The following is a 292-nucleotide window of genomic DNA, read 5'->3' on the forward strand; positions in this document are numbered from 1 at the left end:
TACGCCGGACAGTCAGGGCCTGATACGCCAGCTTTATACGCCGGGAGGCGGTATCAGCACGCTGGCGGGCATGATGGCGGGCAGCGGCGATGCACTACTGAAGGGCGGGGATATTCCGGCGCTTTATCCCGTCTACGTCTCCGCCAATCGTGAAGGTGTGGCTGAAATTTACCGCGACGGCACCCTGATAAATTCTCAGCCTGTTGAACCCGGCCTGCAAATGTTAGACACCGTGCCGCTGCCGGCCGGTATCTATGAAGTTGAAATTCGCCTCATTGAAGACGGCCGTGAG

Annotated in this window: 1 protein-coding gene; it reads left to right on the plus strand. The window is 58.6% G+C overall.

The window, feature by feature from the left end; translation table 11 throughout:
- Positions 1 to 292, plus strand: a 292-nt coding sequence (locus tag WFN87_RS24065) for a TcfC E-set like domain-containing protein (protein ID WP_336983983.1), incomplete at both ends; no start/stop codon positions are given.

It is taken from the genome of Cedecea sp. AS113, assembly GCF_037152415.1.
Lineage (GTDB): Bacteria > Pseudomonadota > Gammaproteobacteria > Enterobacterales > Enterobacteriaceae > Cedecea.